Raw genomic sequence first — 26,438 nt, forward strand, 5'->3', positions numbered from 1 at the left:
TCGGTTCACGGCCGGCCCTGACGCGAACACTTCCCGATCGGCGCCCGCGGCGGATGCACGACACAAGCGCCTCCGGCGGTTCAGCCGGAGGGCGTACCGCCGTCCGGCCCCCGTGGGGCCGTTCGGGCCAGCGCGCTCGGCCACCACGCCCGCGGCCCGATGTCGATCATCAGCGCGGGCACCAGCAGCGAGCGCACCACGAGCGTGTCGAGCAGCACCCCGAAGGCGACGATGAACGCGATCTGCACCAGGAACGCCAGGGGGATCACCATCAGCGCCGCGAACGTCGCGGCGAGCACCACACCCGCCGAGGTGATCACCCCGCCGGTGGTGGTCAGCCCGCGCAGCACCCCCTGCCGGTTGCCGTGCACGAGCGCCTCCTCCCGGACCCGGGACATGAGGAAGATGTTGTAGTCGACGCCGAGCGCCACCAGGAACACGAAGCCGTACAGCGGCACCGAGGCGTCCGTGCCGCTGAACCCGAGAAGGTGCTGGAAGACCAGCGCCGACACCCCCAGTGTGGCCAGGAAGTTGAGGCCCACGGTCGCGACCAGCAGCACCGGCACGAGCAGGGAACGCAGCAGCAGCATCAGGATCAGCAGGATGACGGCGAGCACGATCGGCACGATGACCGTCCGATCCCGGGCGGCGGTCTGCTGGGTGTCGTACTGCTGCGCCGTGTACCCGCCGACCAGCGCGTCGGCCCCGGGGATCGCGTGCACCGTCGCGCGCAGCCGCTCGACCGTCTCCTTGGCCGCGTCGCTGTCCGCGGCCGCCTTCAGGGTGGCGTCGATGCGCACGCGCCCGTCGACGACGAGCGGCTTTCCCGCCCCGGGCCGTCCGGAGGCGGCTACGGCACCGGCGGAGGCCACGCCCTCGGTGCTCCGCGCTGCCGCCGTCACCTCGGCGGTCCGGCCGGCGTCGGCGATGATCACGGCCGGATTGCCGGACCCGCCGGGAAAGTGCGCGCCGAGCGTCGCCTGCGCGGCCACCGAGGGCGCGTCGTTCACGAAGATCTCGTCGAGCGGCACGCCCTTGGAGGACAAGGAGGGCGAGAAGGCCGCGCAGGCGGCCAGGACGAGGGCGGTCACCGCCCACGTCCGCCGCGGCCGGCCGCTCACCACCCCGGCGACCCGGCGCCACACGCCGCTGCCCTGCGCCGACTCCTCCGGCGGCTTGGGCCGGGACGGCCAGTAGGCGATGCGGCCCAGCAGGGCCAGTGCGGCCGGAAGGAAGGTGAGCGTGACGAGCACGGCGCTGCGCGGCATCGCCGGGGACAAGGTGCGGTCCGCCGCGGCGCCCGCGCGCACCGTCGCCCTCACCTACGACGGCGGCCCCGACCCCGAGTGGACCCCCCGTCTGCTGGATCTGCTGCGGGAACACCACGCGCACGCCACCTTCTTCGTCTTCGGCGCCCAGGCGGCACGCCACCCGGACCTGGTCCGGCGCATCCTCGACGAGGGCCACGAGATCGGCTCGAACACCTACACGGGAGCCGACCTCGGTTCCTCGTCACGACTCCGCTTCGGCATGGAACTGGGCCTCACCCAGCAGACCCTCGCGGGTACGGCGGGCATCCGCACCCACCTGCTGCGGATGCCGATGACCACCGAGGTGGACACGCTGTGCGGCGCCGAGTGGCAGGCAGCCCGGAAGGCCGCCGCGGACGGCTATGTGCTGGTCGCCGCCGACCGCCCCGGCCGAGATCCGGCGCACGGCCTGATCCGGCAGTTCAGCGAGACGGAACTCGCGTACGACGAGACGAAGCAGCTCCTCGACGACCCGCACGCCGACCGGTTCACCACCGTGACGGACGCGGTCGGCATGCCGCCCGCCGACACCCGGGTGTCCCCCGCCGGGCGCTGGCAGAGCAAGGCCCTGAACTGGACCGTGGCGGCCGGGAACACCTTCACGCACATCATGACCTGGGTGCTGGTCGTGGCCGGAGCGCTGGGCCTGCTGCGGCTGCTGTCGCTGACCTTCTTCGCCCGCGCCCACGTCCGGCGCCTCACCCGCCCACGCCCCGGCGCGCCCTGGCTGCGGGAGGTCGACGCGCCCGTGACGGTGCTCGTGCCCGCCTACAACGAGGAGGCCGGCATCGAGTCCACGGTCCGTTCACTGCTCGCCGCCACGCATCCGCACCTGGAGGTCATCGTGATCGACGACGGCTCGACGGACCGGACGGCGGACCTCGCCACCTGGATCGACGACCCCCGGGTACGGGTGATCCGGCAGCCCAACTCGGGCAAGGCGGCGGCGCTCAACACCGGTCTGGCCAACGCGTCCCACGACATCGTGGTCATGGTCGACGCCGACACCGTCTTCGAGCCGGACGCCCTGTACCGGCTCATCCAGCCGCTCGCGCATCCGGCGGTCGGCGCCGTCAGCGGCAACACCAAGGTCGGCAACCGCCGCGGGCTGCTCGGCAGATGGCAGCACCTGGAGTACGTCTTCGGCTTCAACCTCGACCGGCGCATGTTCGAGGTGCTGGAGTGCATGCCGACGTTCCCGGCGCCATCACCAGCGCAAGTTCCTCTCCGCCCTTGCCCGCAAGGCCGCCGCCCCGGGCGTCGCGCTCGACCCGTTCCGTACGTATCCCGCCCTGAGCGCGGGACTGGACACCCTCGTCGTGGACAAGGACATGGAACTGCCGTCTCTGCTGTCGCTGTTCCGGGCGATGAAGAGCGTCTCGGGAGGGGGCGGCAGGCAGTTGAACGTCCCCGTGGCCGGGCGCGGGTTCCGCACCGCCGACGGGAGTGCCCCGAAGTGGGACGAGGCGAAGGCGGGAGAACTCTTCGCCGAACTGCGCGACGACCGGCCGGTGACCGTCGAGGGGCAGGGCTGACCGGCCGGACGGGAGTCCGGCCAGGAAAGGCGTGTGAGGCGGCCGGGCCCCGTGCAGTGGACGGAGCCCGGCCGCCCTTTCCCTCTCCGCCCCACTCCCGGGGGGAGGCAGGAGCGGCACGGAGAGAGGCGGGGCACGCGGCACTTCACCCAGCGCACGGCACGCGCCGGACGTCACCGGGCACGGTGGGACGTGAGGGACCTCTGGTGGGTTGTGACACTTCTGTGAGAACGCGCGCTGGTTCCCATGAGGGTGTCGCAGCGAACGGGGCGCGTCGGTCGGCACGGAACCGCAATGAACCCGGTGCGAACGAGGACGGTCTTGGGTCAGGAACGGCAATCGCGCTATACACAGGCCCACGACGGGGAACTGGGTGCGGCCGTCGCGCGGGCCCAGCAGGGTGACGAGGCGGCCTTCGCGGTCGCCTACCGGCTCGTGCAGCCAGGACTGCTCGGCTATCTGCGGGGACTCGTCGGCGAAGACGCGGAAGACGTGGCGTCCGACGCCTGGCTGCAGATCGCCCGTGATCTCGGAAGGTTCAAGGGAGACGGGGACGGCTTCCGGGGCTGGACGGCCACCATCGCCCGGCACCGCGCACTGGACCATGTGCGACGCCAGCGCGTGCGCCCCCGGCCGGGAGTGATCGAACAGGACGTACTGGACCTGCCCGGCCCGCACAGCACCCACGAACAGGCCCTGGAGGCCGTCTCCACCGAACGCGCCCTGGAGCTGGTCTGCGGGCTGCCGCGGGACCAGGCCGAGGCCGTGCTCCTGCGCGTCATCGTCGGCCTGGACGGCCCCGCCGCCGCGCGCGTCCTCGGCAAGCGCCCCGGCGCGGTGCGCACCGCCACGTACCGGGGGCTGAAACGCCTCGCCCGCCAGTTGGGCCTCGGAGCGGAGGCCGCCGAGAGTGTGACGGATGAGGCTTCCGGGACGCTGGGGAGTCGACATCAGTCACGACGACGTCAGGGGTCGGACGGACCGGCATCACGGACCGGCATGCCGGACCTATCGAACAGCTCAGGCAGGAACGGACAACGGGCATGGGTGATCGGCTGAGCCGTGACGGAGTCACCGGCCGTCGACAGGTGCGCCCCCGCGACGCCGTGCCCGGCCGGTGGGACCCGCAGGACGACAGCGCGCTGCACATGGTTCTGGCCGCGGCCCTGCGCGCAGGCGATACCGGGCCCGAAGCCGAGCGCCGGGCCGTGGCCGCCTTCCGGGCCGCCCGCGACGCGGGAGAACACCGAGCGCATACCCGGCCCGGGGACGACTGGCGGCTGCCCGCGGCGCCGCGCACCGGCCGCCCGGTGTAGACGGCGTTCGCCGCCGTGTTCACGAGCGTCGCCCTGGGCGGCGTCGCGGTCGCGGCCATCGGTTCGGCCGGTCCGTCCGTGAACGGCACCGAGGGCAGAGCCACGCGCCCCTCGGTCCTCGCCCCGGCCCGGCCGGACGGTGAGACCCCGCCCGCCTCCTCGGGCCGCCCGGGGCAGGCCGCCGACTCGTCGTCCGCCCAGGACATCGACGCTCGCTGCCGCGCCTACGAACGAGTCGAGGACCGGGGGAAGGCGCTCGACGCGACGGCCTGGCGGCGGCTCGTCGCGGCGGCGGGCGGCGAGGACAAGGTCGACGCGTACTGCGCCGAGCGGCTGGCGCGGCCCACCGCCGAGCCGGACCGGTCCGGGGGCCCGGGCGGAGCGGGCGGAGCCGGCGAAGGCGCAGCGGACCCAGGCACCGGCACGGCCGGCAACACCGGAGCCGCGGGCAAGGGGAACCCCGGCAACGGCCGGCCGGACGGCGGCAAGGGCGAGTGACCCCCGCCCCATGCCCACGGCAACGGCCCGGCCGTGGCCGTGGGCATGCCCCTGTGACGATTCCAGCGCCTCTTTCGGTGAGTAAGTAGTGAAGAGAACCTGGAGGTTCCGAGTGCGACCGTTCACCCTCAACTACGCCTTCCCCAGGGCACTTCCCGCCGAGGCGACGCCTTACCGCTTCGACGAGTCGCTCCAGCTGAACGTGCTTCCCGACGGTCGCCCGGCCGTCAGTGACCCGGACCTCCTGCTGGCGGTCGGTACCACGGCGTCCACCGCCGGTTCCAAGACCCACTTCGACGACTGACGCTCCGTGATCGCATGACCGTACTGATTCTCACGTCCAAGGACGACGTCACCGCCGACATGGTGGTGACCAGGCTGCACGAGGCGGCGGTGCCCGTCATGCGGCTGGACCCCGCCGACCTGCCGGTCAACACCGTGCTGTCCGCGCACTACACCCATGGCGACTTCGAGGGCCTCCTGTCGGCGAACGGGCACGTGGTCAGCATGCAGGGCCTGCGATCCGTATGGGTGCGCAGGCCCGGCGAGCCGGCCGCGCACGCCGCCGAGCCGTCGGCATGGCTGACCGCCGAGACCCGCCAGGCGCTCTTCGGGATGCTCTACTCGGCCTCCGCGCGATGGATGAACCACCCGCGTGACGCCGACCGGGCCCGCCTGAAACCGTGGCAGTTGAGGGCCGCTCACCTCAGCGGCTTCGCCGTACCGCCGACTGTCATCACCACCTTCCCGCGCCTGGCACGGCAGTTCGCCGAGGAATACGGGGAGGTGGTGGTGAAGTCCGCCTCGGGGCCGCCGCCCGGTGAACCCCCGCTGGCCCTGCCCACCACCCTGATCGGACCCGACTCGGACTTCTCGGGCGTCGCGGCCGGCCCCGCCCTGCTGCAGCGGTACATACCCAAGTGTGCCGACATTCGTCTGACCTGCGTCAGCAGTCGGCTGTTCGCCGCGCGGAAGACGGCCGAGCCGCACCAGGTCGACGGACGCTACGGCGACACCGAGCACACCTGGGAGCCGGTGGCGGTGCCCGACCGCATCCGCAAGTCGGTGCACGACTACGTCGAGATGGCGGGACTGGCGTACGCCGCCTTCGACTTCGCCGAGGACGAGGACGGCTTCTGGTGGTTCCTCGAGTGCAATCAGAGCGGCCAGTTCGGCTTCGTGGAACTGGAGACCGGGCAGCCGATCTCGGAGGCGGTCGCCCTGTGGCTGTCCCAGCCGGGCCGACGCTGAGCCCGGCGGACGCGGCCTTCGGCCCGGCTCCGGCCGCCGGTCGTCGCCCGCCGGCCCGTCAGCCGACGAACCCCGTGTCCCGGCTGCGCTTCTCCCACGCCAGGACCTCGTCCCGCACCTGGTCGAGGTGGCCGAGAACCGCGCTGACGCCGTCGTCGCCGAGGGGCAGGCGCAGGGGCGTGTGCTCGGCGTCCAGGGCGGCCAGGATGAGGGCGGCGGCCTTGGCCGGGTCGCCGGGCTGGGTGCCGTCGCCGCCGGCGACGAGGCCGCGGGTCTCGCTCACCTTGCCGTACACCCCGCTGTCCGCACTCGTCCCGGCCCGCCCCGTCTCGAACAGGCCGGTGCGGAAGGCGCCCGGCTCGACGACCAGCACCTTGACGCCGAACTCCGCGACCTCGTCCGCGAGTCCCTCGGACATGCCCTCCAGGGCGAACTTCGTCGCGCTGTACGCCGAGAAGCCCGCGAAGGACAACTGCCCGCCCATGCTGCTCATCTGCACGATCGCGCCCGAGCGCCGCTCGCGCATGTGCGGCAGCACGGCCCGGGTGAGGGCGGCCGGGCCGAAGACGTGCACGTCGAACAGCGCCCGCAGATCCTCCTCGGTGGTCTCCTCGAACGCCCCGACGTGGGTCCGGCCCGCGTTGTTGACCAGGACGTCGATCCGCCCGTGCCGCGCCACGACGTCCCCGACGGCGGCCTCGGCGGCGCCGGTGTCGGCGACGTCCAGACGCAGCGCCTCCACCCGGTCGGGGTGGGCGGCGACCAGATCGTCCAACGCCTCGGGGCGCCGGGCCGCGCCCACCACCACGTCGCCCGCCGCGAGGGCGGCCTCCGCGATCGCCCGCCCGAACCCGCTGCTCGCGCCCGTGATCAGCCACACCTTGTTCATGACAGCTCCCCGTCTCGTGTCGTTGACACCAACCACCCTTGTCCCCGGTGCTGTTGTGCGTCCAAGACATGTGGTGATAGCCGATGGTCATGACCATGGACGTTCATCTGCGGGACCTGCGCTACTTCGTCGCGGTGGCCGAGGAACTGCACTTCACGCGCGCTGCCGAGCGCCTCTACGTGTCCCAGCCCGCGCTGAGCAAGCAGATCCGCGCGCTGGAGCGGCAGTTGGGCGTCGAGTTGTTCCGGCGCGACCGGCACGGCGTGGCCCTCACCGACGCCGGTACGGCACTGCTGCCGCACGCGCGCGGGGTGCTGGACGCGTGGGCGGAGGGCGCGGCCGCGGTCGACACCGTCACGTCGGCGCAGCGCAGCACGCTGGTCGTCGGCATGAGCACCAGCCCGGTCCGCGGCGGCCTTCTGCCCGCGATCCGCTCCCGCTTCACGGCGGAACACCCGGAGGCGGTCCTTCGGCTGCGGCAGGTGAACTGGGAGGACCCCACGGCGGGCCTCGCCGACGGCGTCGCGGACCTCGCCTTCGTCTGGCTGCCACTGCCCGGCCAGGAACGCTACGACTGGACGGTCGTGGCCGAGGAGCCGCTCATGGTCGCCCTCCCGGAGACGCACCCCCTCGCCGACCGCGCCGGGATCGACTTCGCCGACCTGCTCGACGAGCCGTTCCTCGCGCTGCCCGAGAGCACGGGTCCGCTGCGGGACTACTGGCTCGCCCTCGACGCACGCGGCGGCCGTCCGCCCCGCGTCGGCGCCGAGATCGCGAGCACGGAGGAGACGTACGAGGCCCTGGCCGCCGGCCTCGGCGTCTGCCTCGTGGCCGCGGGCAACGTCCCCCTGCTCACCCTGGGCGGCGTGACGGCCCGCCCGGTACACGGCGTCACCCCCAGCCGCTACGTCCTGGCCTGGCGGCGGGAGGACGGCCGGCGGCCCCTGGTACGGGCGTATGCGGAGGCCTGCCGGCGGGTGGCGGAGGGGGCATGACACCGGCTTGCCCGCCACCCGCGAACTTCCTCAGGGCCGGTCAGCCCGCGGAGGGCTGCTCCAGCACTTCGGCCGGCAGCGCACCGCCGGCGCCGATCACCTCGATGCCGAGCAGCCGCCCCGACGCGTCCACGTCGAGGAACACCCCGGCGTCCGCCCCGACCCCGTCGACGGGGATCTGCCGGACGGCGGCGCCGTCCGCGATGTGCGCGACGAGAGAGACATACGCGGTGTCGTTCTCGCGGTCGTACTCGATGTGCATGCTTCGCCTCTCGGGAACGGACGACTTTGCCGGCCTTGTCGATCGGCCCAGGGAGCACGTCAAAATGGGCCCAGCCGTACGACGGACCCGCCCGCCGCCTCAGCCAGGAGCACCGTAGCCGTGTCGATACCCCCGCCCCCTGGGAGCCAGCCCCCTCAGGGCCCGTACGGCCCGCCCCCGGCCGACTGGCCGCAGGCGTACCGCCCTTACGGCACCCCGGTCTCCGTCAACGCGCTCGCCGTGGCCGCGCTGGTTCTCGGCGTGCTCTGCTTCCTGCCCGCCGCGGGGCTCGTGCTGGGGCTGATCGCGCTGCGGCAGATCCGGCGGTCCGGGCAGAGCGGGCGGGACATGGCCGTCGCGGGATCCGTGCTGTCGTCCGTCGGGATCGTGCTGTGGGCGGTGGTGCTGTCCACGGGGGCCGCGTCCGAGGTCTGGGAGGGGTTCAAGGACGGCGCGCAGGGCAACGAGAGTCTCTCGCTGGAGAAGGGCGACTGCTTCGACGCGCCCGGCGGGCTGGAGGGCGACACCTACGACGTCGACCGGGTGCCGTGCGGGGGAGGGCACGACGGCGAGGTGTTCGCGGTCGTCACGCTGCCCGGCGGCACCTTCCCGGGCGACGCCAGGATCACCGACGTCGCCGACGAGAAGTGCTACGCCCTCCAGGACCAGTACGCGATGGACACCTGGGCGATGCCGGCCGACGTCGACGTGTACTACCTGATGCCGTCCCGGGAGAGCTGGCGCTACGGCGACCGCGCGATCACCTGCATCTTCGGCAACACCCACGCGAAGACCAAGCTGACCGGCTCCCTGCGCGGCGATCCCACCACGCTCGGCACCGACCAGGTCGTCTTCCTGTCGACGGCCAACGCCCTCGACGCGGCGCTCTACGAGGAGCCCGAGAAGACCCCCGAGGACGACCTCGCCGCCCACCGGGCCTGGGCCACCCAGGTCCACGACGTGCTGGGCGAGCAGATCGAAGCCCTGCGCGGGCACCCCTGGCCGGCCGATGCCCGCAAGCCCGTCGCCGCTCTGGTCGAGGACATGGAGGACGCCCGGGAGGAGTGGAAGAGGGCGAGCACCGCCGGCGACGTGGACGGCTACTACGCGCACTACGACAAGGCGTACGCGTCCGTGGACGGGCCGGCGACCGTCACGGCGCGCAAGGCCCTCGGGCTGGCGGCCACCCCGCCCGCCTCCGGGGAGGACGAGAGAGGGGACTCCGAAGCGCAGGTGTGACGGCGGCCATAGCGGGGAGAAAGTGCCTGCGTAAAGCCCTCAGGGCCCCCATGTCATCACATCGAGTGATTCTCTGGCCTTTGCTTGCACCGCACAACCTACGGTTGCCACGCTGTTGCTGTCTGTACAACCTGATGGGAGCGGCCAGTGACATTCGGTGAGCAGCCGGCGTACCTGCGCGTCGCGGGTGATCTCCGCAAGAAGATCGTCGACGGTCAGCTGCCACCCCACACCCGCCTCCCCTCCCAGGCCAGAATCCGCCAGGAGTACGGGGTCTCGGACACCGTCGCGCTGGAGGCCCGCAAGGTGCTCATGGCGGAAGGCCTGGTCGAGGGCCGCTCCGGCTCGGGGACGTATGTGCGCGCGCGGCCCGTGCCCCGGCGTATCTCCCGCTCCGGATACCGCCCGACGGGCGGGGCCACCCCGTTCCGCCAGGAGCAGGCCGACGGCGAGGCCCGCGGCACCTGGGAGTCCAGCAGCGAGCAGTCCGAGGCGAGTGTCGCGGTCGCCGAGCGGCTGGGCATCGAGCCGGGCGAACGGGTCATGTGCACGCGGTACCTCTACCGCGAGGGCGGCGAGGCGATGATGCTCTCCACGTCCTGGGAGCCCCTCGCCGTCACGGGGCGCACGCCCGTGATGCTTCCGGAGGAGGGGCCGGTCGGCGGCATGGGTGTCGTCGAGCGCATGCGCGCCATCGACGTGATCGTGGACAACGTCACCGAGGAGGTCGGTGCCCGGCCCGGCCTCGCCGAGGAACTGCTCGTCCTGGGCGGCGTCCCGGGGCATGTGGTCCTGGTCGTCCAGCGCACGTTCTACGCCTCCGGCCGCCCGGTGGAGACGGCCGACGTGGTCATCCCGGCCGATCGGTACCGGGTCGCCTACCACCTTCCGGTCAAGTAGCGAACGCTCACATCCGCCCCGCGGCGCGCTCCCCGCGCGCCCCGCTCACACGATGGCCGTGCGGGCCGTCGTGGGCCGGGGTGATGCATGCCCTGTGGCCGGTCGTCGTTCGCGCAGGTCGACGGTCATGTATGCGGTATGCCTTCGGCTGGTTGCGCCGAGGTACACGGACGGCGCGTTCGTCGGCGTGCGCCCCCTGTGTTCTGGCTGGTTGCGTACCTCTTTGTGAAAAGCCGTATTCGCTCCGTGAAGGTTAGGCGTAGGCTCGGGCATATGCGCATTGCGGTTTCCTTAGCGGGTGGGGCACGGCACAGGCCGCGGGCGGGAAGTGGAGGGGCGCGATGAACGACAGCACGGTCACTCTCCCCTGGCTCGTGATTCGAGAGGACGACAACGGCAACCGCTACCGCGTGGGCCGGTACGCGACCCGGGCCGAGGCCCAGAAGATCGCGGACAGCCTCGACGGTCGCGGCCACAAACAGCTGTACTGGGTCGAGCGGCTCGGTCAGAACGGCCCGGCCGTGGCCCACGACTGACCGCCGCGGGGCACCGCGGACAGGCCCCCGGGGAACAGCGGGGCTCCCGTAGGCTCCCCGCATGAGTGAGCGGATCGTCGTAGGGGCCGCGCTGGTCGAGGACGGGCGGCTGCTGGCCGCCCGGCGCAGCGCGCCCGTCGAGCTGGCCGGGCGCTGGGAGCTGCCCGGCGGCAAGGTCGAGCCCGGGGAGACGGCCGACGCGGCGCTCGCGCGGGAGCTGCGCGAGGAACTCGGCGTCGACGCCGAGGTGAGCGGGCGCGTCCCGGGGGAGTGGCCCCTCAGGGCGCCGTACGTCCTGCAGGTGTGGACCGCCCGGCTGCGCCCCGGCTCCGCCGCCCCCGAGCCCTTGCAGGACCACGACGAACTGAGCTGGCTCGGCCCCGACGAGATCTGGGACGTGCCCTGGCTCGACCAGGACGTCCCGGCCGTACGGCAGGCCCTCGCGCACCTCGGAGCCGTAGAGGGCCTCACCCCTCGCGGTCCCGGCTCCGGCATGGCGGAAGAGCCCGGCGCCTGAGGCCGGACGGGGGCGTGCGGCCTCATCGCAGTGCCGGAGGAGCGCCCCCTACGCCTTTCGTGCCACAGTGCGCCGCCCCGTGCGGTACTCCGCCCCGGATATCGGGTATGTGCCCATTAACCCCATGAAACCGGACATGGGCGGGGCTCCTGCCTGGGAAGTGATCGGCGTGATCGACACCGAAGGTGACTGCGCCGGGTGGACCTTCCCCGCCGAACCGGGAGCCGTGCGCACCGCCCGCCAGGCCGTGCGCGGCCAACTCCGTGACTGGGACCTCGACGGCCTCGCGGACCTCGCGGCACTGCTGGTCAGCGAATTGGTCACGAACGCCCTGCGGCACGCCACGGGCCCCATCGGTGTCCGCCTGGTACGCCCCTCGGGCCCGGGCGGCGTCCTCCTGGTCGAGGTCTCCGACCCGCTGCCCGACCCGCCCCGCGAGCGCGCCGCCCGCCTCGAGGACGAGGGCGGCCGCGGACTGCACCTGGTGGCCTCCTCCTCCCGCCGCTGGGGCACCCGGCCCGGCGCCACGGGCAAGACGGTGTGGTTCGAACTGGCGGTACCGAAGTGAAAATCCGGTGTACGTACGTCTTACCGCTGTAGAGCGATTGGTTCAGGCCAGTGGCGGTTGCCGGCGGACGGGATTCGACGACGTGTCCCCTGGTTAGAAGACTGGAAGTGTTGTCACGGTCCGGACCGAAAATCATCGGGACCGTGCTGTGATCGTGAACACCGTGTTGTGCGGCTCCGTAGTGCTGGATACTGCGGGCAGCCGCCCCTGGTGACAGGTGCCGGACGCGGTGAGCTGGAGGGGACGGTTCGCGTGAGCGAGATACCAGCGAAGGCCACGGAGTCCGAGGACCCGTCGGAGGGCGCGAGGGCGAGGGCTGCCGACGGCCTGGCCTCCGCGGTGGGAGGTGCGCTCGCCGCCGACGGAGTGCGGTCCGGGGACGCCATCTGGCAGAGCAGTCCCCCCGGATCCATCTACGACTACATCAAGGTCGCGTCCTTCTCCATCGGCCCCGACGGGCTGGTCGACCAGTGGAGCCTGCGCGCCGAGCACCTCTTCGGCATACCCGCAGGCCGCGCCGTCGGCATGGACCCCATCGAGGCGTTCATCGACCCGCGCCACCGCGAGCGCGGCATGCGCAAGATGGCCGAGATCCTCGACGGCCGCGAGTGGACCGGCGTGGTGCCCTTCCGGATGCCGAAGGGCGTCGAGGGGGAGTGCGGCCACGAGGGGCTCGCCGAGGTGTACGTCATGCCGACACGCACCGAGGAAGGCGAGAAAGCCGCCGTCTGCATCGTCGTCGACGTGCGCACCCTGCGCAGCATCGAGACCGACCTTGCCGCCTCGCAGGCCATTTTCAGTCAATCCCCGTTCGGTTTCCTGCTGATCGACCCCGACCTGCGGGTCCGCCGCGCCAACCAGCGCTTCGCGTCCATCTTCGGCGGCACGCCCGACGACCACCGCGGCAAGGGCGTCCACGACTACCTCCAGCGCGGCGAGGCCGAGCGGGTCGCCGCCACGCTGCGCCGCGTGCTGGAGACCGGCAACTCCATCACCGACATGCACGTCACGGGCTTCGTGCCGGGCTCCGACGAGCGCCGCCACTGGTCCGTCAACCTCTACCGCGTGCACAGCGGTTCGGGCCGCCCCATCGGCGTCGCCTGGCTCGGCACCGACATCACCGCCCGTCGCGCCGCCGCCCGCGAAGCCGCCGCCGCCCGCCGCAACCTCGCCCTCCTGAACGAGGCCGGCGCCCGCATCGGCAACTCCCTCGACCTGGAGACCACGGCCCGGCAACTCCTCGACGTCGTCGTCCCCGGCTTCTGCGACCTGGCCACGGTCGACCTCTACCAGGGCCTGCTGGCCGGCGACGAGACCCCGCCCGGGCTCGCCGACGGCAGCGGGGAGTTGCGCCGGGTGGCCTTCGCCAGTGCCGTCTCCGACGCGCCCTTCGCCGGCACCGGCGTACCCGTCGCGGTCGGTGCCGTCCACCACTACCCGTTCAACTCGCCCTGCGCGGACGCCCTGCGCACGGCCCGTCCCCAGACCGTCCCGGGCGAGGACGGCGGGCTCGTGCAGTCCACGCTCGCCGTGCCGATGGTCGCCCACGACACCGTCGTCGGACTCGTGCAGTTCGCCCGCACCAAGGGCAGCGAGCCGTTCGGCGACCGGGACCGGGAGCTGGCCGTCGAACTCGCCGCCCGCGCCGCGGTCTGCATCGACAACGCCCGCCTCTACCGCCGCGAGCACGAGCGCGCGTTGATACTGCAGCGGTCCCTGCTCCCGCCCGGCGACCCGGAGGCCTCCGGCCTCGACATCGCCTGCCGCTACCTGCCCGGCAACGTCAACACCGGCCGGCCCAGCGAGGTCGGCGGCGACTGGTTCGACGTCATCGAACTGCCCGGGCACCGCACCGCGCTGGTCGTCGGCGACGTCATGGGACGCGGCCTGCGCGCCGCCGTCGCCATGGGCGAACTCCGCACGGCGGTGCGCACTCTGGCCCAGCTCGACCTGGAACCGGCCGAGGTGCTCTCCCAGTTGGACGAGATCGCCCGCGGCCTCGGCGCCCCCGGCGGGGTGCAGCAGGCGACCCGGGCGGCCCGCCGCCCCCGCGAGGCGGACCTCTCGGAGGTGTACCTCGCCACCTGCGTCTACGCCGTCTACGACTCCGTCACCCGGCGCTGCACGTTCGCCAACGCGGGCCATCTGCCGCCCGTGCTGGTCGAGCCGGGCGAGCAGGCACTGATGCTCGACGTGCCGCCGGGCATGCCGCTCGGCGTCGGCGGGGAGCCCTTCGAGGAGGTCGAGGTCGAACTGCCCGAAGGCGCCCTGCTCGCGCTCTACACGGACGGCCTGGTCGAAAGCCGCGACCACCCCCTGGACGAGGGCCTGCAGGCCTTCGTCAGCGCGCTCTCCGACCCCACCCAGCCACTGGAGGACGTCTGCGACCACGTCCTCAACACCCTCGACACCCATCACGGCGAGGACGACATCGCGCTGCTGATGGCGCGTGTACAGGGGCTGCCCACGGAATCCGTCGGCGACTGGACCCTGCCGCGCGAGCCGCGCAGCGTGGGCCGGGCCCGTGAGTACGCACGTGCCCAGCTGCTCGCCTGGGACATGGAACCCCTGGTCGACACCACGGAGCTCCTGGTCAGTGAACTGGTCACCAACGCCCTGCGCTACGGCGAGGGCGAGATCCGCCTCCGCCTGCTGCTCGACCGCACCCTGGTCTGCGAGGTCTGGGACTCCGGACTGGTCCAGCCCCGCCGCCGCCGCGCCCGCGACACCGACGAGGGCGGCCGCGGCCTCCAGCTCGTCGGCCTCCTCAGCGCCGCGTGGGGCTCCCGCCGCACACCCCGGGGCAAGACGGTGTGGTTCGAACTGCCCCTGCCCGGAGGCGACACGAGCCTGACGGATCCGGCGGAGGCCCTGCTGAGCCTGTTCTGAGAGCGGCCGGCGGCCACCGTACGATCGCCCCGTGCCCGACCCCGCGACCCGGCTCCTGGCAGACGGGACCCCGACCGCCCCGGCCCTGGTCCTGCGCCCCTGGAACCCCGCGGACGCGGCCGGGCCGGCCGCGCTGAACAGGGACGAGGCCCTGCGCCGCCAGGCGGGCCGCCGGCCGGCCATGTGGTCCTCAAGGACGTCGTCCCCGGCGCCGCGTCCGCCGAGGTCGGCTACCGGACGGTGGCGCGCGCACGCGGCCGGGGACTCGCGCCGCGCGCCCGGCGCGCACTGTCCGACTGGGCCTTCACGACCTTCGCCCGGGACGGCCTGACCCGCCTCGTCCTGCGCCACCAGGCCGACAACACGGCCTCCTGCCGCGTGGCGGAGAAGAGCCGTTACGCACTCACCGCCGACCTGCCGGCGAAGCCGCCCGCCCACCCCCGGGACGGCCATCTGCACGTACGGCACCTGTCGGAACGCCCCGGCTGATCGCAACCGAACGCCCGTGCTGCTCGTCATCCCCGGCAACACCGACCGCACCACCGGGGGGAGACGGCATGGGCCGCGACAGCGGAGGAAACACGAGGCGTCGGCGCTGGGTCAGACGCACGGCCATCGCCCTCCCCCTGCTCCTCCTGCTCCCCCTCCTGTCCGTTCTGACAGCCCTGCGCATCAACTACACGGGCGACCCGGCCGACGGCACCCACACCCGCAACCGCGACGCCCTGTGGCTCGGCCACGCCCGGGTCGACGGGCGCAAGAAGGACGCCGACGTCACCGCCCTGGCACGCCGCCTGCGAGGCACCGGCATCCGCGACCTGTACGTCCACTCGGGCCCGCTGGAGCACGACGGGACGCTCCCCGAGTCGGTGTATCCAAGGGCCCGCTGGTTCATCGACGCCGTCCACGAGAAACTCCCCGGCGTTCGTGTCCAGGCCTTCCTGGGCGACGTCCTGGCCGACGAGGACTCCGACGGCATGCGCCTGGCGGACCCCGACACCCGCTCTGCCGTCGTCCGCTCCGCCCGCCAGATCCTGGACACCGGCTACGAGGGCGTCCACCTCGACCTGGAGCCCATGCCGTCCGGCGACCGCGACTACCTCACCCTCCTCGACGCCCTGCGCCGCGAGACCCGCTCCCGGGACGCCCGACTCTCCGTCGCCGCCCACCAGATCGACCCGCTCCCGGCCCTCCACACCGTGTTCGGCCTCTTCACCGAGCACCCCAAGTGGTGGTCGCAGGAGTTCTTCGGCCAGGTCGCCCGCCGCGTCGACCAGATCGCCGTGATGTCGTACGACACCGCACAGCCGCTGGAGGGCACCTACGGCGGCTACGTCGCCCAGCAGACCTCCCTCGCCCTGGAGGTCACCCCGCCCTCCACCGACCTGCTGATGGGCCTGCCCTTCTACTACGAGAGCAACTTCGACCACTGGGGCCACGCCGAGACCGTCCCCGCGGCGGTCCGGGGCGTCCGCCTGGGCCTGTCCCGCACGGACGCGGACCGGGCCAACTTCGGTGTCGCGCTGTACATCGATTTCGCCGCGACCGAGGCGGACTGGCGTTCCTACAAGGAAGACTGGGTGCGGTGACCACAGCCCGGAGGACCCTCACCCGCGCCGACCTCGCCCCCCTGACCCGAGCCGCCCTCGGCCCGAGCCGCACCCTCACCGGCGTGGAACGCCTGCGCGGCGGCACCAAGAAGGGCGTCTACCGGCTGACCCTCGACGACGACTCCACCGCCATCGCCTACGTCTGGTCGGCCGACGAGGACTACTGGGACCAGCCGGACCCCGACCCCCGGGACGTCTTCTCCCACGGCACGGGCCTCGGCCTGTTCACGGCGGCCCACGACCGCCTGGTCGCCGCCGGCGTCCGCACCCCCCGACTCCTTCACGCCGACTCCACGCACACGCACCTGCCCGCGGACGCGGCCGTCGTCGAGGACATGACCGGCGGCAGCCTGGAGGAGGCCCTGGCCCGCGACCCCGAGGGGGCTCCGGAGGCCATGGAGCGGATGGCGGAGCTGCTCGCCACCCTGCACAGCCGTACCGGGCCCCGCTTCGGGAAGGTCGCCGTCGTCGACCAGGGCGGCTCCTCGCACGGCGTTTCCTGCGAGCAGCGCATCACCGAGGGTGCCCTGCGCTGCATCGCCGAAGCCGCCGCACGCGACCCCCGGGCCGCCGCCGCACGCCGGGAGCTGGAGGAGGAAATCCACACCCTGGCCGCCGAGGTCCGGCTCCGCTTCGGCCCCCACTACGACGCCCTGCGCGCCCCCGGCCTGGACGAGGCCCGCCTGCGCCTGTACCGCCTGTCGATGCACATCGGCCTGGTCTCGGGCCCGCTGACCCTCATCGAGGGCGACTTCCCGCACCCGGGCCGGATGCGGGACAGCGCGGAACACAACCTCCACCAGGCGCTCAGCCTGCTGAAGAGCGCCTCCTGATCTTCGAGCCCAGCCACACCAGCGGGTCGTACTTGCGGTCCACCGCCCGCTCCTTCAGCGGGATCAGCGCGTTGTCCGTGATCTTGATGCCCTCCGGGCAGACCTCCGTACAGCACTTGGTGATGTTGCAGTAGCCCAGGCCGTGCTCGTCCTGGGCGGTGGTCTTGCGGTCAAGGCCCGACTCCGACGCCGCGTCCAGCGGGTGCATGTCCAGCTCCGCCACCCGCATCAGGAAACGGGGCCCGGCGAACGCCTGCTTGTTCTCCTCGTGGTCACGGACCACATGGCAGGTGTCCTGGCACAGGAAGCACTCGATGCACTTGCGGAACTCCTGCGAGCGGTCCACGTCCTCCTGCATCATCCGGTACTCGCCGGGACCGACCCCGGCCGGCGGCACGAAGGCCGGGACCTCCCTGGCCTTCGTGTAGTTGAAGCCGACGTCGGTGACCAGGTCGCGGACGACCGGGAACGCCCGCAGCGGCGTCACCGTGATCGTCTCCTCCCGGTCGAACACCGACATGCGGGTCATGCACAGCAGCCGCGGCCTGCCGTTGATCTCCGCCGAGCAGGAACCGCACTTGCCCGCCTTGCAGTTCCAGCGCACGGCGAGATCGGGGGCCTGCGTGGCCTGGAGGCGGTGGATGATGTCGAGCACGACCTCGCCGTCGTTCACCTCGACCTTGAAGTCCTCCAGGCCACCGCCCTGCACATCGCCCCGCCACACCTTGAAGCGGGCCTCGTAGCTGCTCACTCGTACAGCTCCTCTTCGGCGAGGTACTTGACCAGCTCCTCCTTGTCGAACAAGGCGAGCAGGTCGGCACGGACGGGTTCGGTGGTCTCGCGGGTGAGGGCGATCTGGCCGCGGACCGGGTCCGTCGCCGCCAGCGTGCCCGTCGGGTCGGTGAGCGCGCACAGGAGGTTGATCCGGCGCCACTTGCGGTCCATCCCCGGATGGTCCTCACGGGTGTGCCCGCCGCGCGACTCGGTGCGCTCCAGCGCGGCCCGCGCCACGCACTCGCTGACCAGCAGCATGTTCCTGAGGTCCAGGGCGAGGTGCCAGCCCGGGTTGAACTGCCGGTGCCCCTCGACCCCGGCCCGCCGCGCCCGGACCCGCAGCTCGGCCAGCTTCTCCAGGGCCTGCTTCATCTCCGGCTCGCGGCGGATGATGCCGACCAGGTCGTTCATCGTCTGCTGGAGTTCCTGGTGCAGGGTGTACGGGTTCTCCGGCGGACCGCCCGCCGGCTCCTCGATCTCCGCCTCGGCCGAGAAGGGCCGCAGAGCCTCCGCCGCCGCCGAGTCGATCTGGACGTCGTCCACGACGGGCCGCGCCCCCGCCAGCCCCGACGCGTACTCGGCCGCGTGCAGGCCCGCCCTGCGGCCGAACACCAGCAGGTCGGACAGGGAGTTGCCGCCGAGCCGGTTGGAGCCGTGCATGCCGCCGGCCACCTCACCGGCCGCGTACAGCCCGGGCACCCCGCGCGCCGCCGCCGTGTCGGACTCGACCGCGACCCCGCCCATCACGTAGTGGCAGGTGGGCCCGACCTCCATCGCCTCCGCCGTGATGTCGACGTCGGCCAGCTCCTTGAACTGGTGGTACATCGACGGCAGCCGGCGCTTGATGACCTCGGCGGGCATCCGGGTCGACACGTCGAGGAACACGCCCCCGTGCGGCGAGCCCCGCCCCTCCTTCACCTCGGCGTTGATCGCCCGCGCGACCTCGTCACGGGGGAGCAGCTCGGGCGGGCGCCGGTTGTGGTCCGGGTCGTCGTACCAGCGGTCGCCCTCCTCCTCCGTCTCGGCGTACTTGTCCTTGAAGACGTCGGGGATGTAGTCGAACATGAACCGCTTGCCGTCGGAGTTGCGCAGCACACCGCCGTCGCCGCGCACCGACTCGGTGACGAGGATGCCCTTCACCGACGGCGGCCAGACCATGCCGGTCGGGTGGAACTGCACGAACTCCATGTTCAGCAGGGGAGCGCCGGCGAGGAGGGCCAGCGCGTGGCCGTCGCCGGTGTACTCCCACGAGTTCGACGTCACCTTGAAGGACTTGCCGATGCCGCCGGTGGCGATCACCACGGCCGGTGCCTCCAGCACGAAGAAACGGCCCGACTCGCGCTCGTAGGCGAAGACGCCGGAGACCCGGCCGTCCTCTTTCAGCACGCGCGTGACCGTGCACTCCTGGAAGACCTTCAGCCGGGACTCGTAGTCGCCGGTCTCCTTGAAGTCCTCCTGCTGGAGCGCGACGATCTTCTGCTGGAGGGTGCGGATCAGCTCCAGGCCCGTGCGGTCGCCGACGTGCGCGAGGCGCGGGTACTCGTGGCCGCCGAAGTTGCGCTGGGAGATCCGGCCGTCCTTGGTGCGGTCGAACAGCGCCCCCCAGGTCTCCAGCTCCCAGACCCGCTGCGGCGCCTCCTGGGCGTGCAGTTCGGCCATCCGCCACTGGTTGAGGAACTTGCCGCCGCGCATGGTGTCGCGGAAGTGCACCTGCCAGTTGTCGTTCTCGTTGGCGTTGGCCATCGCCGCCGCGATGCCGCCCTCGGCCATCACCGTGTGCGCCTTGCCGAACAGCGACTTGCAGATCACGGCCGTACGGGCGCCCCGCTCGCGGGCCTCGATGGCGGCGCGCAGCCCGGCACCGCCCGCGCCCACCACGACGACGTCCCACTCCTGCCGGTCAACCACGGACATCGATAAGGCCCCATCCCTCTAGAAGAAGCGCGGATCGTCGAAGGCGCCGGACGCGACCAGGTAGACGTAGAAGTCGGCGAGCGCCACGCTCACCAGCGACGCCCAGGCGAGCTGCATGTGCCGGGCGTTGAGCTTCCCCGCCCACTGCCACATCCGGTAGCGCACGGGGTGTTTGGAGAAGTGCTTGAGCTTGCCGCCGACGATGTGCCGGCAGGAGTGGCAGGAGATCGTGTACGCCCAGATCAGCACGATGTTGACCAGGAACACGAGGGTGCCGAGGCCCATGTGGCCCCACGCGTAGTTCTCGTCGCGGAAGGCGAGCACGGTGTCGTAGGTCAGGATCCCGGCGACCACGATCGCGGCGTAGAAGAAGTACCGGTGGATGTTCTGCAGGATCAGCGGGAAGCGGGTCTCACCGGTGTACTTCTTGTGCGGCTCGGCCACCGCGCAGGCCGGCGGGGACGCCCAGAAGCCCCGGTAGTAGGCCTTGCGGTAGTAGTAGCAGGTCAGGCGGAAGCCGAGCGGGAAGATCAGGATGATGATCGCGGGCGAGATGCCCCACCAGCTCCCGAAGATCTCCCAGTTCGGGCCGGATCTCATCGGCTCGCACCGCTCCGCCAGGCAGGGGGAGTAGAAGGGCGAGACGTACGGCGCCGCGTAGTAGTCGGCGTCCGCGAAGGCCCTCCAGGTCGAGTAGACGATGAAGGCCAGCAGGCCCGCGGCCGTGCCGGCCGGGGCCAGCCACCAGCGGTCGGTGCGCAGGTGCGGGGCGGAGATCGCGGCCCGCGCAGCGCCCCGCACACCGCCGCTCTCAGGTCTGGGTTCGGTGGCAGGGGGTTCCGTACCAGTGGCCACGTGACGACTCCGGTCGGGTTCGGGGGAGGTGCCGGTCGCGCTCGACTCCTCCCCGGGTCAGGGAGCGCGCCGGTCCCGGGCGCCGAGCCCCTCGTCGTCCGAGTCGCTCCACAGGGCGGAGTCGTACGGCGTGTCCGAGATGGTGACCAGCTCGGGGCGCTTCGGTGCGGCCGGTGACGCGGCGGCGTCGCGCAGCAGGGCGACGCTCTCGCGCAGGTGGTTGGCGTCGGCACGGACGCGGCGCATCTCCAGGCCGCCGGTGCCGAGCTGCTTCTCCAGGCGTCCCAGCGATCGGAACACTTCGTCGAGACTGCGCTGGACTGACGTCAGTTCGTCGTGAACGGACATGACTTGCCCTCACTTCCGCGGGTCCTTCGTGGCCCAAGGCGGCAACGTTCATGCGCCTGCGAGTGTTGCGCGTCACACCTCGTGCTGTGAAGGGATGTGCATCGATTGGCCGAGGCGTACGGGTGCACCCTGTCGCGCATTGCGCCGCATGGGTGACTTCCCGTCCGTGACCGTCGTGTCGCCCTGTGTTGCCGAACCCTTTCCTCTTCAGTGGCCGCATACATCAGATGAAATCCAAATACCGCCAAAAGTGATCATAACGCCCGCGGCTTCCCGGAGGTAGCACAGATGTCCCAGCACGGCGTCGGCCCGCGCGCGGTCACGCGCTCGGTCGCCTTCCTCACCGCGGGAGTGCTCGCGGTGCCCGCGCTCGCCGGATGCGGCTCCGAGGACCCGTCCGGCAAGCCGCTCGCCGGGCAGGACATCCAGCCCGCGCCCCGCGACCGGATCACCGACGGAGGCACCCTGCGCTGGGCCGTCGACTCCGTGCCCGACACGCTGAACACGTTCCAGTCGGACGCCGACGCCACCACCACCCGCGTCGCCCAGGCCGTCCTGCCGTCGATGTTCCGCATGGACGCCTCCGGCCGCCCGGAGCGCAACCCCGACTACCTGGAGTCCGCCAAGGTCGTCGACACCGAGCCCAAGCAGGTCGTCCTGTACAAGCTCAACCAGCAGGCCGTCTGGAGCGACGGCCGGGAGATCGGCGCCGCCGACTTCGCCGCCCAGTGGCGCGCCCTGTCCGGCAAGGACACCGCCTACTGGACCGCCCGCAACGCCGGCTACGACCGCATCCAGAAGATCGAGCGCGGCGACAACGCCCTGGAGGTCCGGGTCACCTTCAGCCGCCCCTACGCGGACTGGCGCTCGCTGTTCTCGCCGCTGTACCCGAAGGACGTCATGGGCACCCCGGACTCCTTCAACGACGGGGCCCGCAAGAAGCTCAAGGTCACCGCCGGTCCCTTCACGGTGAAGAAGGCCGACCGCGAGGAGGGGAAGATCACACTCACCCGCAACGCGCGCTGGTGGGGCGAGCCGGCCAAGCTCTCCGAGATCGTGCTGCGGACCGTCCCGCGCGACAAGCGGGCCGCGGAGCTGGCCGCCGGCACCCTGGACCTGGCCGAGATCGACCCCTCCGCGGCCCGCCGCATCACCGTCGCCGCGCGCCCCCACAGCTCCGGCAGCCCGCTGATGGGCCCGGGCGCCGACCGGTCCGCCGCGGACTCACTGGAGTCCTGGGCCGTCGCCAACGGCTCCGACGAGGACGCCGCCGACGAGGAGACCGTCGCCCGCAAGAAGCTGCGCAGGGCCACTGCCGCGTACGCCCGGCAGCAGCAGGCCCTCAGCGGCTTCGAGGTCCGCAAGTCCCTGGAGCCGGCCTACACCCAGCTCGCCCTGAACGGCGCCGAGGGCCCGCTCACCGACGAGCGCGTGCGCAGGGCCGTGGCCCGCGCCCTGGACCGCAAGGAACTGGCCCAGGCCGTCCTGGGGCCCCTCGGCCTGCCCGCCGTCCCGGTCGGCAGCCACCTCGCCCTGTCCGGCCAGGCCCACTACGCCGACAACAGCGGCGCCCTCGGCGACCAGGACACCAAGGAGGCCCAGGCGCTGCTCGCGGACGCCGGGTGGGTGCGCGGCGGCCCGGTCAAGGAGCAGAAGAAGAAGGAGAAGGAGAAGGCGGCCGGCCCTCAGGGCGGCAAGGCCGACGACTCGGGTGACTCCGGTGACTCCGGGGACTCCGGTGACTCCGGCGACTCCGGCGAGGACAACAAGGCGCACCACGGACCCGACCCGGCCGGTCACCTCGCCCAGGACGGCAGGCAGTACAAGCCCCAGGGCGGCGCCCCCGGCGCGTACGCCCCCAAGGGCACCGCCGCCCCGGCGAACCAGGAGGGCGCCCCGCTCGCCAAGAACGGCAAGCCCCTCACGCTCCGCTTCGTGCTCCCCTCCGGGCCCGGCTCCCAGACGCTGCGCACGGTCGCGGACCGCATCTCCCGCATGCTGGAGCGCGTCGGCATCGGCACGGAGATCTCCAAGGTCTCCGACGAGTCCTACTTCAAGGACCACATCGCCTCCGGCCAGTACGACCTCGCCCTGTACTCCTGGCCCGCCACGGCGTACCCCGCCACCGACGCCCGCCCGGTCTACGCCAAGCCCGTCCCGGCCGCCGACGGCTCGCTGAACGTCGAGCAGAACTACACCCGCGTCGGCACCGACCAGGTCGACCAGCTCTTCGACGAGGCCGTGGCCACCCTCGACGAGGGCGAGTCCCGCTCCCTGATCCGCAAGGCCGACTCCCGGATCTGGGCAGCGGCCGGCTCGATCCCCCTCTTCCAGCGCCCCCAGCTCCTGGCGGCCCGCAAGAACCTGGTCAACACCGGCGCCTTCGGCTTCGGCACGCCGGTCTACGAGGACATGGGCTTCCTGAAGAAGGGCGCGAAGCCGGCGTCGGGCCCCTCGGCGAAGGGCTCGGCCGCCCCGTAGCTCTGGGAATGCTCAAACGCCTTGCCGTCCCCCGCCCGGCGTCCGCACCATGAGGCCAGCAGCGATCATGGTTCGGACGCCGGGCGTCCGTACACGGGGGACGGGGGCCGGCGGATGCGCGACATGGTGAGGCGGGCCTGCACGGCCGGGCTGGTCATCGGGGTGCTGGTGACGGGGCTGACGGCCTGTACAGGGGACGCGGGCGGCGACGGCAAGGCCGACAAGGGCCGCAAGAGCGGCAAGGCCGTGGCGAAGACCTGCGCCGACGGCACGTTCACCTGGTCCCCGGTCACGAAGCGGGACCGGCTGACCGGCGTCTCCGACCCCGAGCAGCTTGGCGAGGGCGGCGGCAGCCTGCAGAACCGGATGCGGCGGGTGTACACGCCCCGCCCCTCGGTACACGCCGACGGACCTGCACCCTCCCCGGCGGAGATCCTCTTCTCGTTCGGCAAGAAGACCGGCGAGATCGAGTCCGACGCGCGCACCCTGGCCGAGGCGGGCGGCGACACCTGGTCGTTCACCGACGTCCGGCTCCCGGCCCCCGACCTCGACGACGACCGTGTCACGCCCCACGCGGCCGGAGAGTTCGTCCAGTACGCCGGTGTGCGGGAAGTGTCGGCGGACTTCCGCTACACCTGCCCGGACGGCAGGACGGTCTCGGGCCACGCCCGGAACTGGACGGTCGACATCTCCGGCCTCACCGACTGCGACGAGCGCCCCGACTCGGCCCTCGCCCGGGAGGTCTCCCGGCGCTCCTGCGCCTGAGCAGCTCCCTGAAACAGGGCCTGACCTGCGCCGACATAGCCCGGCTCACCCCACCGTCCGGGGCCCCGTACCATGGGGTGAGGCCGTGGCATGTTGAGCCCGGCAGGGCCCGCGCACCACCGACGTACGCGCAGGGCATTCCTCACCACTCCGGGAGTACGCCTTTTATGGCCACGCGCCACGACATCCGCAACGTCGCCATCGTCGCCCACGTCGACCACGGCAAGACCACCATCGTCGACGGCATGCTGAAGCAGGCCGGCGCCTTCGCCGCCCACCAGCTCGAAGGCGTCGACGACCGCATGATGGACTCGAACGACCTGGAGCGTGAGAAGGGCATCACGATCCTGGCCAAGAACACGGCGGTGAAGTACCACCCGAAGGACGGGGGGGATGTCATCACCATCAACATCATCGACACCCCCGGCCACGCCGACTTCGGCGGCGAGGTCGAGCGAGGTCTGTCGATGGTCGACGGTGTCGTGCTGCTCGTGGACGCCTCCGAGGGCCCGCTCCCGCAGACCCGCTTCGTGCTGCGCAAGGCGCTCCAGCAGCGGCTGCCCGTCATCCTCTGCATCAACAAGACGGACCGCCCGGACTCCCGGATCGACGAGGTCGTCAACGAGACCTACGACCTGTTCCTCGACCTGGACGCCGACGAGGAGCAGATCGAGTTCCCGATCGTCTACGCCTGCGGCCGCGACGGCATCGCCTCGCTGACCAAGCCGGAGAACGGCACGGTCCCCGCCGACTCCACCAGCCTGGAGCCGTTCTTCTCCACGATCCTGGAGCACATCCCGGCCCCGACCTACGACGAGGCCGCTCCGCTCCAGGCCCACGTCACCAACCTGGACGCCGACAACTTCCTCGGCCGTATCGCGCTGCTCCGCGTCGAGCAGGGTGAGCTGCGCAAGGGCCAGACGGTCGCGTGGATGAAGCGCGACGGGTCCGTCAGCAACGTCCGCATCACCGAGCTGATGATGACCGAGGCGCTCACCCGCAAGCCGGCCGAGATGGCCGGCCCCGGTGACATCTGCGCGGTCGCCGGTATCCCGGACATCATGATCGGGGAGACCCTGGCCGACCCGGAGAACCCGGTCGCGCTGCCGCTGATCACGGTCGACCAGCCCGCGATCTCCATGGTCATCGGCACCAACACCTCCCCGCTGGTCGGCCGTGGTGCCACCGGCAAGGGCGCCGACAACAAGGCGGCCGTCAAGGACCGCAAGGTCACCGCCCGCCAGGTGAAGGACCGCCTCGACCGCGAGCTGATCGGTAACGTCAGCCTCCGTGTGCTGGACACCGAGCGGCCGGACGCCTGGGAGGTCCAGGGCCGTGGTGAGCTCGCGCTCGCCATCCTGGTCGAGACGATGCGCCGGGAAGGCTTCGAGCTGACCATCGGCAAGCCGCAGGTCGTCACCAAGGAGGTCGACGGCAAGACGTACGAGCCCGTCGAGCGCATGACGATCGACGTGCCCGAGGAGCACATGGGCGCGGTCACGCAGCTCATGGGCGTCCGCAAGGGCCGCATGGACAACATGTCCAACCACGGCTCCGGCTGGGTCCGCATGGAGTTCGTCGTGCCCTCGCGCGGCCTCATCGGCTTCCGCACCGAGTTCCTGACCCAGACCCGCGGCACGGGCATCGGCCACTCCATCCACGAGGGCTTCGAGCCCTGGTTCGGCACGCTCCAGACCCGTAACAACGGCTCCCTGGTCGCCGACCGCTCCGGTGCGGTCACCGCGTTCGCGATGACCAACCTCCAGGAGCGCGGCGTGCTGTTCGTGGAGCCGGGCACCGAGGTGTACGAGGGCATGATCGTCGGCGAGAACTCCCGCGCCGACGACATGGACGTCAACATCACCAAGGAGAAGAAGCTCACCAACATGCGGTCCTCCTCGGCCGACTCGTTCGAGGCGATCGTCCCGCCGCGCAAGCTGTCGCTGGAGCAGTCCCTGGAGTTCTGCCGCGACGACGAGTGCGTCGAGGTCACCCCGGAGGCCGTGCGCATCCGCAAGGTGAACCTGGACGCCCGCGAGCGCGCCCGCGCCGCGAGCCGCGCCAAGCACGGCTGACGCCTGCCGCAGTACGACAGCACCGGGCACTCCGCGTGAGCGGGGTGCCCGGTGCCGTTGTCTGAAGGGGAGGTAACG

The 26,438-nt window shown here is 72.0% G+C and carries 25 protein-coding genes and 1 pseudogene; 19 read left to right on the plus strand and 7 right to left on the minus strand.

Annotated features, from left to right (window positions below):
• Positions 1–80: 80 nt before the first annotated feature.
• Positions 81–1,256: pseudogene (locus AB0G20_RS15065) on the minus strand (MMPL family transporter); the annotation flags it as partial.
• Here AB0G20_RS15065 and AB0G20_RS15070 point away from each other — a divergent pair.
• From AB0G20_RS15070 to tgmB, 6 genes are all read left to right on the plus strand, one after another.
• A complete protein-coding gene (locus AB0G20_RS15070; RefSeq protein ID WP_361301438.1) occupies positions 1,243–3,249 on the plus strand; it encodes a glycosyltransferase in 2,007 nt (668 codons plus the stop codon). The pseudogene AB0G20_RS15065 and the gene AB0G20_RS15070 sit on opposite strands and share 14 nt — an antisense overlap.
• On the plus strand, positions 3,140–3,904 hold the full coding sequence (locus tag AB0G20_RS15075; protein ID WP_361301441.1) for an RNA polymerase sigma factor: 765 nt from the start codon (positions 3,140–3,142) through the stop codon (positions 3,902–3,904). Before AB0G20_RS15070 ends, AB0G20_RS15075 begins: the two co-directional genes overlap by 110 nt.
• Complete coding sequence (locus AB0G20_RS15080; RefSeq protein ID WP_361301444.1) at positions 3,889–4,161, plus strand: hypothetical protein; 273 nt, start codon at positions 3,889–3,891, stop codon at positions 4,159–4,161. Before AB0G20_RS15075 ends, AB0G20_RS15080 begins: the two co-directional genes overlap by 16 nt.
• Positions 4,162–4,176: 15 nt before the next feature.
• Positions 4,177–4,659, plus strand: coding sequence for a hypothetical protein (locus AB0G20_RS15085; RefSeq protein ID WP_361301447.1), 483 nt, complete (start codon positions 4,177–4,179; stop codon positions 4,657–4,659).
• 112 nt (positions 4,660–4,771) lie between these two features.
• Complete coding sequence (gene tgmA / locus AB0G20_RS15090; RefSeq protein WP_361301450.1) at positions 4,772–4,963, plus strand: putative ATP-grasp-modified RiPP; 192 nt, start codon at positions 4,772–4,774, stop codon at positions 4,961–4,963.
• A gap of 14 nt (positions 4,964–4,977) precedes the next feature.
• Positions 4,978–5,910, plus strand: a complete 933-nt coding sequence (tgmB, locus tag AB0G20_RS15095; protein WP_361301453.1) for an ATP-grasp ribosomal peptide maturase — start codon at positions 4,978–4,980, stop codon at positions 5,908–5,910.
• Between the two features lie 58 nt (positions 5,911–5,968).
• Here the strand turns inward: tgmB and AB0G20_RS15100 are convergent, their stop codons facing one another.
• Positions 5,969–6,799 (minus strand): oxidoreductase, encoded by an 831-nt coding sequence (locus tag AB0G20_RS15100; RefSeq protein WP_361301456.1) that lies wholly within the window; start codon positions 6,797–6,799, stop codon positions 5,969–5,971.
• Between the two features lie 89 nt (positions 6,800–6,888).
• Between AB0G20_RS15100 and AB0G20_RS15105 the strand changes: the two genes are divergently transcribed.
• On the plus strand, positions 6,889–7,794 hold the full coding sequence (locus AB0G20_RS15105) for a LysR family transcriptional regulator (protein WP_361301459.1): 906 nt from the start codon (positions 6,889–6,891) through the stop codon (positions 7,792–7,794).
• A 40-nt stretch (positions 7,795–7,834) separates the two neighbouring features.
• Here the strand turns inward: AB0G20_RS15105 and AB0G20_RS15110 are convergent, their stop codons facing one another.
• Positions 7,835–8,056 (minus strand): DUF2283 domain-containing protein, encoded by a 222-nt coding sequence (locus tag AB0G20_RS15110; protein ID WP_361301462.1) that lies wholly within the window; start codon positions 8,054–8,056, stop codon positions 7,835–7,837.
• 120 nt (positions 8,057–8,176) lie between these two features.
• Here AB0G20_RS15110 and AB0G20_RS15115 point away from each other — a divergent pair, with 120 nt between their 5' ends.
• The 9 genes from AB0G20_RS15115 to AB0G20_RS15155 all read left to right on the plus strand — a co-directional run bounded on the left by AB0G20_RS15115 (position 8,177) and on the right by AB0G20_RS15155 (position 17,148).
• Positions 8,177–9,295, plus strand: a complete 1,119-nt coding sequence (locus tag AB0G20_RS15115; protein WP_361301464.1) for a DUF4190 domain-containing protein — start codon at positions 8,177–8,179, stop codon at positions 9,293–9,295.
• A 147-nt stretch (positions 9,296–9,442) separates the two neighbouring features.
• Complete coding sequence (locus AB0G20_RS15120) at positions 9,443–10,195, plus strand: GntR family transcriptional regulator (protein WP_361301467.1); 753 nt, start codon at positions 9,443–9,445, stop codon at positions 10,193–10,195.
• A gap of 341 nt (positions 10,196–10,536) precedes the next feature.
• A complete protein-coding gene (locus tag AB0G20_RS15125; protein WP_033311135.1) occupies positions 10,537–10,731 on the plus strand; it encodes an SPOR domain-containing protein in 195 nt (64 codons plus the stop codon).
• A gap of 61 nt (positions 10,732–10,792) precedes the next feature.
• On the plus strand, positions 10,793–11,248 hold the full coding sequence (locus AB0G20_RS15130; protein WP_361301471.1) for a (deoxy)nucleoside triphosphate pyrophosphohydrolase: 456 nt from the start codon (positions 10,793–10,795) through the stop codon (positions 11,246–11,248).
• A 124-nt stretch (positions 11,249–11,372) separates the two neighbouring features.
• A complete protein-coding gene (locus AB0G20_RS15135) occupies positions 11,373–11,816 on the plus strand; it encodes an ATP-binding protein (RefSeq protein WP_361301474.1) in 444 nt (147 codons plus the stop codon).
• A gap of 252 nt (positions 11,817–12,068) precedes the next feature.
• A complete protein-coding gene (locus tag AB0G20_RS15140) occupies positions 12,069–14,705 on the plus strand; it encodes a SpoIIE family protein phosphatase (protein ID WP_361301477.1) in 2,637 nt (878 codons plus the stop codon).
• A gap of 183 nt (positions 14,706–14,888) precedes the next feature.
• Entirely contained in the window at positions 14,889–15,194 is a 306-nt protein-coding gene (locus AB0G20_RS15145; protein ID WP_361301480.1) for a GNAT family protein, read from the plus strand.
• A gap of 68 nt (positions 15,195–15,262) precedes the next feature.
• Positions 15,263–16,294 (plus strand): glycosyl hydrolase family 18 protein, encoded by a 1,032-nt coding sequence (locus tag AB0G20_RS15150; RefSeq protein WP_361301483.1) that lies wholly within the window; start codon positions 15,263–15,265, stop codon positions 16,292–16,294.
• The gene (locus AB0G20_RS15155; RefSeq protein WP_361301486.1) at positions 16,291–17,148 is read left to right on the plus strand and encodes a phosphotransferase; all 858 of its coding nucleotides are present in this window, start codon (positions 16,291–16,293) and stop codon (positions 17,146–17,148) included. Before AB0G20_RS15150 ends, AB0G20_RS15155 begins: the two co-directional genes overlap by 4 nt.
• Here the strand turns inward: AB0G20_RS15155 and AB0G20_RS15160 are convergent.
• From AB0G20_RS15160 to AB0G20_RS15175, 4 genes are read right to left on the minus strand one after another with little or no spacing between them, the layout of a single operon-like run.
• Entirely contained in the window at positions 17,123–17,899 is a 777-nt protein-coding gene (locus tag AB0G20_RS15160) for a succinate dehydrogenase/fumarate reductase iron-sulfur subunit (protein WP_361301489.1), read from the minus strand. The genes AB0G20_RS15155 and AB0G20_RS15160 overlap by 26 nt on opposite strands.
• Positions 17,896–19,836 carry a fumarate reductase/succinate dehydrogenase flavoprotein subunit gene (locus AB0G20_RS15165; protein ID WP_361301492.1) on the minus strand — a complete coding sequence of 647 codons (1,941 nt, stop codon included), beginning with the start codon at positions 19,834–19,836 and terminating at the stop codon, positions 17,896–17,898. Before AB0G20_RS15165 ends, AB0G20_RS15160 begins: the two co-directional genes overlap by 4 nt.
• 18 nt (positions 19,837–19,854) lie before the next feature.
• Positions 19,855–20,691: a hypothetical protein gene (locus AB0G20_RS15170; protein WP_361301495.1), complete on the minus strand. Its 837-nt coding sequence runs from the start codon at positions 20,689–20,691 to the stop codon at positions 19,855–19,857.
• A 57-nt stretch (positions 20,692–20,748) separates the two neighbouring features.
• Entirely contained in the window at positions 20,749–21,039 is a 291-nt protein-coding gene (locus AB0G20_RS15175; RefSeq protein WP_031103292.1) for a hypothetical protein, read from the minus strand.
• A gap of 288 nt (positions 21,040–21,327) precedes the next feature.
• Between AB0G20_RS15175 and AB0G20_RS15180 the strand changes: the two genes are divergently transcribed.
• The 3 genes from AB0G20_RS15180 (at position 21,328) to typA (ending at position 26,360) form a co-directional block, all read left to right on the plus strand.
• Positions 21,328–23,520, plus strand: coding sequence for an ABC transporter family substrate-binding protein (locus tag AB0G20_RS15180; protein WP_361301498.1), 2,193 nt, complete (start codon positions 21,328–21,330; stop codon positions 23,518–23,520).
• A gap of 114 nt (positions 23,521–23,634) precedes the next feature.
• The gene (locus AB0G20_RS15185; protein WP_361301501.1) at positions 23,635–24,285 is read left to right on the plus strand and encodes a hypothetical protein; all 651 of its coding nucleotides are present in this window, start codon (positions 23,635–23,637) and stop codon (positions 24,283–24,285) included.
• A gap of 167 nt (positions 24,286–24,452) precedes the next feature.
• Positions 24,453–26,360, plus strand: a complete 1,908-nt coding sequence (gene typA / locus AB0G20_RS15190) for a translational GTPase TypA (RefSeq protein ID WP_361301504.1) — start codon at positions 24,453–24,455, stop codon at positions 26,358–26,360.
• The last annotated feature ends 78 nt before the right edge of the window (positions 26,361–26,438 follow it).

Origin of the sequence: Streptomyces sp. NPDC024017, from assembly GCF_040638895.1 — a bacterium.
Classification (GTDB): Bacteria; Actinomycetota; Actinomycetes; order Streptomycetales; family Streptomycetaceae; genus Streptomyces.

Bases quoted from the DNA above. Each gene is read 5' to 3' on its own strand.
- AB0G20_RS15075 (WP_361301441.1), top strand. From the start codon at position 3,140: ATGAACCCGGTGCGAACGAGGACGGTCTTGGGTCAGGAACGGCAATCG.
- AB0G20_RS15080 (WP_361301444.1), top strand. From the start codon at position 3,889: ATGGGTGATCGGCTGAGCCGTGACGGAGTCACCGGCCGTCGACAGGTG.
- tgmB (WP_361301453.1), top strand. From the start codon at position 4,978: ATGACCGTACTGATTCTCACGTCCAAGGACGACGTCACCGCCGACATG.
- AB0G20_RS15100 (WP_361301456.1), bottom strand. From the start codon at position 6,799: ATGAACAAGGTGTGGCTGATCACGGGCGCGAGCAGCGGGTTCGGGCGG.
- AB0G20_RS15105 (WP_361301459.1), top strand. From the start codon at position 6,889: ATGACCATGGACGTTCATCTGCGGGACCTGCGCTACTTCGTCGCGGTG.
- AB0G20_RS15110 (WP_361301462.1), bottom strand. From the start codon at position 8,056: ATGCACATCGAGTACGACCGCGAGAACGACACCGCGTATGTCTCTCTC.
- AB0G20_RS15125 (WP_033311135.1), top strand. From the start codon at position 10,537: ATGAACGACAGCACGGTCACTCTCCCCTGGCTCGTGATTCGAGAGGAC.
- AB0G20_RS15130 (WP_361301471.1), top strand. From the start codon at position 10,793: ATGAGTGAGCGGATCGTCGTAGGGGCCGCGCTGGTCGAGGACGGGCGG.
- AB0G20_RS15135 (WP_361301474.1), top strand. From the start codon at position 11,373: ATGAAACCGGACATGGGCGGGGCTCCTGCCTGGGAAGTGATCGGCGTG.
- AB0G20_RS15150 (WP_361301483.1), top strand. From the start codon at position 15,263: ATGGGCCGCGACAGCGGAGGAAACACGAGGCGTCGGCGCTGGGTCAGA.
- AB0G20_RS15165 (WP_361301492.1), bottom strand. From the start codon at position 19,836: ATGTCCGTGGTTGACCGGCAGGAGTGGGACGTCGTCGTGGTGGGCGCG.
- AB0G20_RS15175 (WP_031103292.1), bottom strand. From the start codon at position 21,039: ATGTCCGTTCACGACGAACTGACGTCAGTCCAGCGCAGTCTCGACGAA.
- AB0G20_RS15180 (WP_361301498.1), top strand. From the start codon at position 21,328: ATGTCCCAGCACGGCGTCGGCCCGCGCGCGGTCACGCGCTCGGTCGCC.
- AB0G20_RS15185 (WP_361301501.1), top strand. From the start codon at position 23,635: ATGCGCGACATGGTGAGGCGGGCCTGCACGGCCGGGCTGGTCATCGGG.
- typA (WP_361301504.1), top strand. From the start codon at position 24,453: ATGGCCACGCGCCACGACATCCGCAACGTCGCCATCGTCGCCCACGTC.